The sequence below is a fragment of the Bacteroidia bacterium genome, from assembly GCA_019695265.1.
In the GTDB taxonomy this organism is placed as follows: domain Bacteria; phylum Bacteroidota; class Bacteroidia; order JAIBAJ01; family JAIBAJ01; genus JAIBAJ01.
Window position 1 is genome coordinate 1 of record JAIBAJ010000115.1, and the last position, 11,283, is coordinate 11,283.

The window sequence follows — 11,283 nt, forward strand, 5'->3', positions numbered from 1 at the left end:
TGCATAAATATACTGAAAATCAATGTGTTGTTAATTTTTTATCGAATAAATTATTAACAATCAGTAACTTACAAAAGATAGGGCTTATTAGACAAACTGACGATAGAGGCAAGTAGCCCACAGGACCCCTACGGCTTTAGCCTAGGGGGACGAGGACTACAGCCGATAGCGTGACCCGAACGCCTGTGCATATTTGTTGGGGGCTTAATAAAAAGCTATTTGGGCGGAGGGGGCCCGCATACTTGAAATACTAAAATTGATTCGATTAGATTGATTTTTACAGCATATCCTTTTTTAGACTGATTTAGCAGGCAATTGGTCGGTAATTTAGATAAACTGACGAAGGTCATACCTGATTCTGACTGCACTCATGCTAGAGCCCATAGGGCAAGATAGTTTTGTCCCAGCAATTCAACCCATACAAATGAGTGCATTATACTTTTTAATCGGAACAAGCTTAGTCGTAGCGGCTGGGTTTTTGGGGGCCTTCTTTTGGGCCATGACCCGAGGGCAGTACGAAGATGATTATACCCCATCTGTGCGTATGCTTTTTGAAAACGAAACAGCTACGAAATCTATTAATCCTAAAATTTAATCAACCATGGAATTAGAAAAATTCTCCTATGACAATAGTATTGTCAGAAAATTTGCCTACGCCTCAATCCTTTTTGGTGTGGTAGGTATGCTAGCCGGATTGTACATTGCACTCCAGCTAGTTTTTCCCGCGTTAAACCTGGGCATAAGTTTTACCACTTTCGGAAGGCTTAGACCACTGCATACCAATGCCGTGATTTTCGCATTTGTAGGTAATGGTATTTTTATGGGGGTTTATTATTCACTTCAACGACTTGTTAAGGCAAGGATGTTTAGTGATTTTTTAAGTAACCTGCATTTTTGGGCCTGGCAATTAATTATTGTAGCAGCTGCCATTACTCTTCCTTTGGGTATTACTACAGGTAAAGAGTATGCAGAGTTGGAATGGCCGATTGATATTGCTATTACCTTGGTTTGGGTTGTTTTTGGAATCAACATGTTTGGTACTATTCTTACCCGCCGCGAGCGTCACTTGTATGTAGCCATTTGGTTTTACATTGCTACATTTGTTACGGTTGCGGTTCTGCACATTGTTAACTCCTTTGAAATTCCGGTTACTTTATTTAAAAGTTACTCCTTTTATGCAGGTGTTCAAGATGCCTTAGTACAATGGTGGTATGGACATAATGCGGTGGCATTTTTCCTTACAACTCCATATTTAGGATTGATGTACTATTTTATCCCGAAAGCGGCGAATCGTCCGGTATATTCTTATCGTTTATCTATTATTCACTTTTGGGCATTAATCTTTTTGTATATCTGGGCAGGTCCTCACCACTTGTTGTATACCGCTCTTCCTGATTGGGCTCAATCGTTAGGAACGGTGTTTTCGGTTATGTTAATTGCTCCATCCTGGGGAGGTATGATTAATGGATTATTAACCTTGAGAGGTGCTTGGGACAGGGTTAGAGAAGATGTGGTGTTGAAGTTTATGGTGGTGGCTGTTACCGCTTATGGTATGGCAACCTTTGAAGGTCCAATGTTGTCTCTTAAAAACGTAAATGCCATAGCGCACTTCACCGATTGGATTATTGCTCACGTTCACGTTGGTGCCTTGGGTTGGAATGGTTTCCTAACTTTTGGTATTCTGTATTATTTGATTCCAAAAATGTTCCGTACGGAGTTGTATTCCAAAAAACTAGCAAACTGGCATTTTTGGTTGGGAACCTTGGGTATTATTTTCTATGCCATTCCAATGTATTGGGCCGGTTTTATGCAAAGCTTAATGTGGAAAGACTTTACTCAAGAAGGGTTGTTGAAATATCCTAACTTTTTGGAAACAGTTACCCAAATTATGCCGATGTATGCTGCAAGGTCATTGGGTGGAACATTGTATTTGTTAGGTGTTCTTTTGATGGTGTATAATGTGATTAAAACGGTATCACAAGGTTCATTCCTTGCTGATGAGCCTGCTGAAGCACCTGCTTTGGCCCCTGTTTATGTAAAACATGGCAGCGAACACTGGCACCGTTGGATTGAAAGAAAACCTATTCAATTCCTGGTGTTGAGTTTGGTGATGATTTTAATTGGAGGTATCATTGAAATGGTTCCAACCTTCTTAGTAAAATCAAATATCCCAACTATTGCAAGTGTTAAACCATATACTCCATTGGAACTTCAAGGTCGTGACGTTTATATCCGTGAAGGTTGTTATGTATGTCACTCACAAATGGTAAGACCTTTCCGTTCAGAAACCACCAGATATGGTGAATATTCAAAAGCCGGAGAATATGTATATGATCACCCTTTCCAATGGGGATCTAAACGTACCGGTCCGGATTTGCACCGTGTTGGAGGAAAATACCCTGATTCATGGCATTATAACCACATGTTAGATCCATCTTCGATCTCTCCGGGTTCTATTATGCCAACCTATCCTTGGTTATTAGACAATGATTTAGATACCAGCACAACTGCTGCAAAAGTTAGAGCTATGCAAACCTTAGGTGTTCCTTATCCTGAAGGTTACGATGGGTTAGCTAACAAAGATTTAATGCATCAGGCAGATAGTATTGCCGGAAACCTTAAAAAGGATGGTGTTTCAACTGCCAGCAATAAAGAAATTGTTGCCTTGATTGCTTATTTGCAACGCCTGGGTACTGATATTAAAGGAAACAAAAAATAAGAGAAACCATGAAATTCATTAACTATCTATCGACTATAGGGGGAATTGAAATTTATCCAATGATTTCTCTCTTCATCTTCTTCACCTTCTTCACAGCCCTTCTATTCTTTGTGTTTACAGCGGATAAAGGCTACTTGAAAAAACTGGAGAACATTCCATTTGAAAACGAATAATTCACACCTAAATCATTCAATCATGAAATCAGGTAAAAATAAATTGAACATCATCAAATGGGCTAATCCAAAAGCTATGCTTTCTCTAGCCTTAGTTGCAGGTTTAAGCCTCAACGCAATGGCTGAAGAGGTTGCACCTGTAGCCGCTGCCGAGCCCACTGTTTATAGTAATCCTTTGTTTATTGGTCTGCTTGTTGCCATCCTCTTCCTATTGGTGGTAATTATTGTAATGGCCGATGTAGTAAAAACTTCAGCCTACCATCGAGTAGAGGTGGAAAAAGCAAAAAAAGATAAGGATAATTCAAGCTTAAAAGCTATAGTTGCCTTCATTCTTTTGGGCGGTTTTTCTTTCACTGCCTCCGCTGAAGAAGTAGCTACTAAGGCTGTAAGTTCCACCTGGGACAACTACATGGGCTTAGATGCGGTGACCTTTTACTTTATGGTAATAGCCATTTTGTTTGAGTTGTATGTTATTTGGAATCTTTACGGCATTATCAATGATTTGCTTGGAGTTAAAGAAAGAGACGAAGAAATGGCAAAATCCGGCATTGTTAAAAGAACCATTTTTGATCAACTTAACGATTCTGTTGCTATTGAAAAGGAAGCAGATATTTTGTTAGACCACAACTACGATGGAATTAAAGAATTGGATAATAGCTTACCTCCTTGGTGGGTTGGCGGATTCTTTGTAACCATTGCCTTTTCGGTAGTATATTTATTCTATTACCATATTTCCCGAAATGGTAAACTTTCTGATGGAGAGTATAAAGAAGAAATGGCTCAAGCTACTTCAGCCATTCAAGCGTATAAAAAATTAGCTCCGGATTTAATTGATGAGGAAAAGTTGGTTGCATTAACCGATGCAGCGTCATTAGATGGTGGTAAAGCCATTTATATGGAAAATTGTCAAGCTTGCCACGGAAATCAAGGACAAGGTGGTATGGGTCCTAATTTAACAGATGCTTACTGGCTGCATAAAGGTGGAATAAAAGATGTTTACCGGTCTATTAAATTGGGCTGGCCCGAAAAAGGTATGAAGGCTTGGGAACAAGATTTGGGTGCGAAAAAAATACACCAGGTTGCTAGTTATATTTTATCGCTAAAAGGTTCCAATCCTCCGGGAGCAAAAGAGCCTCAAGGTGATTTATATTCTGGTGAGGAAGTAGTTCCCGGTGATTCAACTGCAGTTAAAGCTGATTCTGTAAGTGCCGCAGCACCTGCCGCAACAAAATAGAGAGAAGAAATGCCTCAGGGGTGGCTTTGTTACCCCTTAATAAACTATACGAAAACGTTTTACCTTATTATATAAAGTTGAGTTATGGAAAACAAGCAAAAGCCTAAAATGGATGAAGGCTTTAGAGATAGTATCGGAACAATCACCGAAGAAGGAAAAAGGAACTGGATTTATGCTCAAAAACCAAGTGGACCTCTTTATAATCTGAGAAGCCTATTTAGTATTGGTTATTTGGTAGTTTTTTTTGCATTGCCATTTATCAAATTTCAAGATGAACCATTGTTTCTTTTTAATGTTTTAGAAAGACGGTTTATACTTTTCGGAGTTGGTTTTTGGCCACAAGACTTTTTTATTTTTGGTATAGGCATGCTGACATTTATTTTGTTTGTGGTGCTCTTTACCGTTGTTTATGGTCGTGTTTTTTGCGGATGGGCCTGTCCGCAAACCATTTTTATGGAAATGGTTTTCCGGAAAATAGAATATTGGATAGAAGGAGATGCCAGCCATCAAAAAGCATTAAATAAAGCGCCTTGGAATCAGGAGAAAATACTCAAAAGGGGGTCCAAACATCTTCTGTTTTTTCTCATATCCTTTTTAATTGCCAATACATTCTTGGCTTATATCATCGGGAAAGATGAATTGTTTAAAATTATAAGCGAGCCGGTTTCTATGCACTTAGGTGGCTTGGTGGCTTTGTTAATTTTTACTACAGTTTTCTTCCTTGTTTACTCCTGGTTCAGAGAACAAGTTTGTCTGATTGTTTGTCCTTATGGAAGGTTGCAAGCCGTAATGACTGATAAAAGTTCGATTTTGGTGGCCTATGATTATTTACGAGGCGAACCAAGGTCGAAGTTCAAAAAGGAACAATCGGCTAAGGTTGGTGATTGTATCGATTGCCACCAATGTGTAAAGGTTTGTCCAATGGGAATTGATATTCGAAATGGTTCTCAATTGGAATGTACCGCCTGCACCGCTTGTATTGATGCTTGTGACCATATTATGGAAAGCATTCATAAACCCAAAGGTTTAATCAAGTATGCATCAGAAACGGGTATTGCTGAAGGGAAAAATCTAACCATTACTCCAAGAATGATTGCTTACTCCGTAGTGTTAACCATCTTAATTGGAGTTTTGGTAACCCTGTTGGTAACCCGAAAAAATGTGGATGCAACCATTCTTCGAACTCCGGGAATGTTGTTCCAACAGCAACCGGAGGATAAAATTAGTAACCTCTATAACCTAAAATTAATTAATAAGACTCACAAGGATGTTCCGGTTTATCTCAAAATTGAGGAAGGTGGCATAGGTGAAATTAAAATGGTTGGTAAGGAATTGGTGGTAGGGCATGGATCAAAAGCCGAAACGGAATTCTTTATTTTCATTCCTAAAGCCCAAATCAAAGAGAGAAAGACCATTTTATACATCGGTGTGTATTCCGGAGAGAAAAGACTGGAAACCATTAAAACAAGTTTCTTAGGTCCAATAACCAATTAAAACCAATACTTATGAAAAACTGGGGATTTAGAATCGTTTTGCTATACGTTGGGTTTGTAGCCCTGATAGTAACCATGGTAGTCCTTACACTTCGCGAAAGGGTTGACTTAGTTTCCAAAGATTATTATGATCAGGAATTAAAGTTCCAAAAACGAATTGATCGGATTAATCAAACCAATGAATTAAAAACAAACCTTTCCTGGGAAGTGAAACCGGGAAAAGTTCAGGTTAATTTTCCAACAGAATTGAAAGGTCAAAAGATTAAAGCAAAAGCCTTTTTCTTTCGTCCATCCGATTCCTCCTTGGATAAAACCATTGAAGTTTCGGCTGATACTACCTGCCGGGCAGAGATTTCAACCAGTAAATTAAAACCGGGTATGTATAAATTGCAAATGGAATGGGAGGCCGATCAGGTTGCTTATTACAATGAAGGTATAATTCAAGTTCAATAATATGTTCTTACTTGCTGCCATAACATTAGGATTTCTTGGAAGTTTCCACTGTGTGGGAATGTGCGGTCCTATTGCCTTGAGTATTCCTGTGAAAAACAGTTCTTTGCTATATCGTTGGTTTGGTGCGTTTCTGTACAACTTAGGTAGGGTATTTACTTATTCTATTTTGGGTTTGTTGTTTGGTTTGATTGGACAAGGGTTTGCCTTGGCCGGACTACAAAGCAAATTGTCAATTGCCGTGGGTGTTTTGATTCTAATTGGATTGCTTTTCCCCGGTTTGGAGTCAAGAATTCCAAAAGGGAAATTGTATCGGGGTGTGGAGTGGGTAAAATCTAACTTAAGATCATTGTTTGGCAACCATAGCAATAGTTCATTGTTTTTAATTGGAGTTTTAAATGGATTATTGCCCTGTGGCTTGGTTTATATGGGAATAGCCGGTTCTATCGCTCAAGGAAATGCATGGATGGGTTCTGCTTTTATGGCCGGATTTGGATTTGGAACTCTGCCTGCCATGTTGTTGGTAACCATTGTTCGAGATCAAATAAGTGTTCAGTTTAGAGAAAAAGTACGCAGATTGGTGCCTATAGTGGTTGGTATTACTGCCATCATGTTGATTTTAAGAGGAATGAATTTGGGAATTCCTTATTTGAGCCCTTCCATTCAAATGGACCATGGTATGGCGCATCATTCCTGTTGCCATAAATAAAAATGGATACTTCACTCCATATTAAGCAACTTCGAACACAATATTCATTATTTCAACTGAATGAGTCGGAGGTAGATCAAGATCCTTTTGTTCAATTGGAAAAGTGGATAAAACAAGCATTACAAGCTGAAGCAAATTGGCCCAATGCCATGGTTCTCACCACCGTTTCAAACGACGGCAGGCCTTCTTCCAGGGTGGTGTTATTGAAAGACTTTGGACAAGACGGTTTGATTTTCTTTACTAATTATTCCAGCAGAAAGGGGAAAGAGTTGGATTCCAATCCTTATGTTTGTTTGACATTTTTTTGGCCGGAATTGGAAAGACAAGTTCGGATAGAAGGCATGGCCAAGAGAATTTCTGAAGAGGAATCCTCGAATTATTTCAAAACTCGGCCGGTTGAAAGCCAAATTGGTGCTTGGGCATCAAATCAAAGCGCTCAGCTTCATTCAAGGGTTGAGCTTGAAGACAGGATGGCTCATTTTACTCAACTTTTTTCCGACAAAGAAGTGCCAAAGCCGCATCATTGGGGAGGATACCAGGTGTTTCCGTCCTATTTTGAGTTTTGGCAAGGCCGTGCAAATAGGTTACACGATCGTATTGCATTTACTAAACTCCCGGAAAATTGGATGATTACAAGGTTATCGCCTTAGCAATAATCAAATCCTTATGTTTCTTCATCAATTCAATAATGCATTTATAGGACATTCATCCTATTATTTCGAGTCAGACGGGGTTGCCGCTGTGGTGGACCCGGAATGGGATTGTAGCCCTTATTTGAATTTGGCCAAAGAAAGGAAGGCAAGAATTGACTATGTATTTCTGACCAGAATTCAGGATAGCTATATAAGCGGACATTCCGAACTTGCTGAAAAAACCGGCTGTAAACTTGTTGTTGGTACATGCCCGGGAATAGGTTTTGATGCGCATTTCGCTAAAGATGAAGAAGTGTTTCGGTTAGGTAAGCACCTTATTCAGATACTTTCTAAGGAGGTAATCGCCGCTGAGCTTTGTTGTTATCTATTGTACGATGAAGCCGAATATCCATTTGCCTTGTTCTCCGGAGATGTGTTAACCATACCGGAAGATGAAGGGTATAATAAGTCGGAAAATGGGCGGGAATTGAATCCATTCATTGAACAGCAAATGAATTTGGTTACCAGCAAAATTATGAGCTTGCCTGATTATGTATTGGTTTTTCCCAATAAAGCAATCCGAAGTAAGAGTTTTGTATCTGCCAGAATTGCAGGATGGAATACACTCGGAAAGCTAAAGGATGAATTTCCTGAACTGATGATGGACAAGCAGGATTTTTGGAGTCGTTTTTATTTAAAATCACGTCCAGCCGAGGCTGATATAGAAAGTTTGGTATGCACTTTAAACAAGCGGGTTTTGCCTCATTTTGAAGATGTTCTTAATCACTCGAATCACGGATTGTCTCCGGCCGCTATTAAATTGGCATTAGAATCGGGTGTCATAATTTTAGATTTTAGAGATACGGAAGAATTTGGAAAGGGATTTATTAAAGGGGCTATTCATGTTGGGAAAGATAGGAATATGGAATATTGGATAAGACGTTTGGTGCCTTCCGGTACCTCCTTGCTGATCGTTTCAGAGCCGGGGACTGAATTGGAAATAATTTCAAGGTTATTACTAATTGGTTATACCCAACTTATTGGTTATTTAGACGGAGGAATGGACGCCTGGTTAAAGGTTGGCTTTAGGGTAGACCAAATTGATAGTTTTTCCTGGGAAGAATTAAAGCTAATGGATGAAAATGAACAATATATCCCCCTTGATGTAAGAACAAATAAATCATGGCAAGAAAAGCAACTCCTGTCCGGATTGCATATTCCTTTGGAAGAATTAAACTATCGCTGGAAAGAATTATCCCGAGAACAAGGTTATGCCTTGGTATGCTCAGATGGTTACCGTTCCATGATAGCGGCTTCCTTTTTAAAGAGTAAGGCTTATACGTTTATTGTAAATATTAAAGGAGGAATAGCCGATTTGAGCAATCACTTGCTTAAGTTTGCCCGTTCCTAAAGCAAATATATTATGACTTCACTGGTTGAGAAATACAATGTGGCTGTGCCAAGGTATACGAGTTATCCAACAATGCCGTTTTGGGATAATGTTGCGCCCGATCAGGCCACCTGGAAGAAGCTGGTTACGGAAACTTTTCGAAGCACGAATGACCGGGATGGAATAAGTATTTACATCCATTTGCCTTTTTGTGAAAGCTTGTGCACCTATTGTGGTTGCAACACCCGTATTACCGTAAATCATGCAGTTGAGTCGCCATATATTCAAGCTGTTTTAAAAGAATGGTCTTTGTATGTTGCCTTATTGGAAACCAAACCCAGAATTAAGGAAATACATCTGGGTGGAGGCACTCCTACTTTTTTTTCACCTAGTAACCTCAAAACCTTGCTGGAAGGAATTTTGGAACCGGCAGAGTTATGTATAGGTGCGGAACTGAGTTTTGAGGCTCATCCCAACAATACTACCCGCTTCCATTTAGAAGCTTTGCACCAGGTTGGATTTGAACGGTTAAGTTTGGGTGTTCAGGATTTTGACCCCAAGGTTCAGGATGTAATCAATCGGATTCAGACAGTTGAAGATGTGAGAAGGGTTACCCGACAAGCTAGGGAATTGGGATATACCTCTATTAATTATGATTTGATTTATGGTCTGCCATTTCAAACCAGGGAAAGCATAGTTAATACGGTGAAGGAGGTGAGGGAATTGAGGCCTGATCGTATAGCGTTTTATAGCTACGCACACGTTCCCTGGATGAAACCGGGGCAGCGGAAATTTACCGAGGACGATTTGCCTTCGGGAGAGGAAAAGCGGGCTTTGTATGAACTTGGACGGACTTTGTTGGAAGAAGCCGGATATATTGAAGTTGGAATTGACCATTTTGCTTTGTCCAATGATGGTTTGTTTGAGGCCATGCGTAATAAGAAATTACATCGAAACTTTATGGGTTATACCACCAATACTACCAAGTTATTGGTTGGCCTGGGTGCTTCTTCTATCAGCGATAGTTGGACCGGTTTTGTGCAAAATGAGAAGAAGGTAGAAGATTATTACAAACGATTGGAATCGGGGGAGTTTCCTTTTTTTAAGGGTCATCAGTTGAGTGAGGAAGATTTAATTTTGAGGAGACATATTCTTCAGTTGATGTGCAATTTTTATACTTCGTGGAAGGATGCAGGAGAGCAAACACCGGCTTTGTTTAAAGGAATTGAACGTTTGAGAGAAATGGAAAAGGAAGGTTTGGTGGATTTGATGGAGGATGGGATAGCGGTAACGGAAGCTGGTAAGCCATTTTTGCGTAATATTTGCTACGCTTTGGATGCCAGGGCTGAGCACCAGGAGTTAGCAGGACCTAAGTTTAGCAAAGCTATTTAGGGTATGCCGATTTTTTAAGTTTCAAGGTATGCGGGCCCCCTCCGCCCAACTAAATTTTGGCTAATTCCAAACCAACCTGCCAGGGCGTTCGGGTCACGCTTTCGGCTGTAGTCCTCGTCGCACTTGGCTAACGCCGCGTGCTCCTGTGGGCTACTTGCCTCTATCGTTGCCCGAGGTGCAACCTCAACTAGTAGTTTCTAATCCAACCTGTCACAGTATCTATTAGTCAGCTGCCGGATGGGTATTTTTCTAAGCTCAACTATTATACCAATTTTAATTTATAAATAGTCCAAAGGCAATTTATTAATTTAGATTGGTAAGTACCGAGGATATAAAATGTTAGTCCGATTTTTTCAAGAAAATTTAAGCATAAAATTGGACTATACATTTTGTCCATTCGGTATAAATGCCGATGCCAAAGCTATTTAGGCAAATTATGGCAAATCTTCATTAGACGATTGCAGATTGGCAATCGGTAAAACTTTTCAGTAAATCCAATGGAGGATAGCAGAATAGAATTTTTTTGTACTGTTTTAAAAACAAGAGAGGTTTATGTGTTAAATTCTCTCTTAATGCCTCATTATTTCATATTTGGCAGGAGATGGTTTTTGTATTTATTTAATTTACAGGTGTTTGTGTGTTTGGATTTGAATAAGATGTTTTTATTATTTTTTGAATGTAGGTTCAGGAATCATAAAACTTTGTAAGTTTGCAATTAACCCTATTGTAAGCCATGGCAATTCTTGTAATTCATAATTCCAAGGAAGATGCTGAGTTGATAAACATGTTTCTATCCCGAGTTGGCAGTTCCATCCTACTCAGGTTTAGTTCAGAATTACCAAGTCTTCCATTTGAAGGTTCGGAAGAACCTAATTTACTTATTTTTCAGGAAAGGGAAGGAGAGGTTTCTACCTTTTCATTTATAGACCAGGTGAGGAACTATTATTCCAGTCTGCCAATCATAATTATCAGTCAATATGGAGGCGAGTGGTATAGTCCAAGTTGGCCCAAGGGCGATTTTGAGGATTATTTGAGTAAGGAAAGGCTTTGGCAGTTGCCACAAGCGGTATTGAGGCAGTTGCATTTTTCAA

The 11,283-nt window shown here is 39.5% G+C and carries 11 protein-coding genes; all 11 read left to right on the forward strand.

What is annotated here, in order from left to right; genetic code table 11:
- Positions 1-424: 424 nt before the first annotated feature.
- The gene (gene ccoS / locus K1X82_13165) at positions 425-595 is read left to right on the forward strand and encodes a cbb3-type cytochrome oxidase assembly protein CcoS (GenBank protein MBX7183056.1); all 171 of its coding nucleotides are present in this window, start codon (positions 425-427) and stop codon (positions 593-595) included.
- Between the two features lie 6 nt (positions 596-601).
- Positions 602-2,719 (forward strand): cytochrome-c oxidase, cbb3-type subunit I, encoded by a 2,118-nt coding sequence (ccoN, locus tag K1X82_13170; protein ID MBX7183057.1) that lies wholly within the window; start codon positions 602-604, stop codon positions 2,717-2,719.
- An 8-nt stretch (positions 2,720-2,727) separates the two neighbouring features.
- The gene (locus K1X82_13175; GenBank protein ID MBX7183058.1) at positions 2,728-2,892 is read left to right on the forward strand and encodes a CcoQ/FixQ family Cbb3-type cytochrome c oxidase assembly chaperone; all 165 of its coding nucleotides are present in this window, start codon (positions 2,728-2,730) and stop codon (positions 2,890-2,892) included.
- Positions 2,893-2,914: 22 nt separating this feature from the next.
- Complete coding sequence (locus tag K1X82_13180) at positions 2,915-4,126, forward strand: c-type cytochrome (GenBank protein MBX7183059.1); 1,212 nt, start codon at positions 2,915-2,917, stop codon at positions 4,124-4,126.
- Positions 4,127-4,210: 84 nt separating this feature from the next.
- Positions 4,211-5,620, forward strand: a complete 1,410-nt coding sequence (gene ccoG / locus K1X82_13185; protein ID MBX7183060.1) for a cytochrome c oxidase accessory protein CcoG — start codon at positions 4,211-4,213, stop codon at positions 5,618-5,620.
- An 11-nt stretch (positions 5,621-5,631) separates the two neighbouring features.
- Positions 5,632-6,072 carry a FixH family protein gene (locus K1X82_13190; GenBank protein MBX7183061.1) on the forward strand — a complete coding sequence of 147 codons (441 nt, stop codon included), beginning with the start codon at positions 5,632-5,634 and terminating at the stop codon, positions 6,070-6,072.
- Between the two features lies 1 nt (position 6,073).
- On the forward strand, positions 6,074-6,778 hold the full coding sequence (locus tag K1X82_13195) for a sulfite exporter TauE/SafE family protein (GenBank protein ID MBX7183062.1): 705 nt from the start codon (positions 6,074-6,076) through the stop codon (positions 6,776-6,778).
- A gap of 2 nt (positions 6,779-6,780) precedes the next feature.
- Positions 6,781-7,428: a pyridoxamine 5'-phosphate oxidase gene (pdxH, locus tag K1X82_13200; protein ID MBX7183063.1), complete on the forward strand. Its 648-nt coding sequence runs from the start codon at positions 6,781-6,783 to the stop codon at positions 7,426-7,428.
- A gap of 16 nt (positions 7,429-7,444) precedes the next feature.
- On the forward strand, positions 7,445-8,821 hold the full coding sequence (locus tag K1X82_13205) for a hypothetical protein (protein ID MBX7183064.1): 1,377 nt from the start codon (positions 7,445-7,447) through the stop codon (positions 8,819-8,821).
- A 9-nt stretch (positions 8,822-8,830) separates the two neighbouring features.
- Positions 8,831-10,192, forward strand: a complete 1,362-nt coding sequence (hemN, locus tag K1X82_13210; protein ID MBX7183065.1) for an oxygen-independent coproporphyrinogen III oxidase — start codon at positions 8,831-8,833, stop codon at positions 10,190-10,192.
- A gap of 733 nt (positions 10,193-10,925) precedes the next feature.
- Positions 10,926-11,283, forward strand: a 358-nt coding sequence (locus K1X82_13215; GenBank protein MBX7183066.1) for a hypothetical protein, incomplete at its 3' end; no start/stop codon positions are given.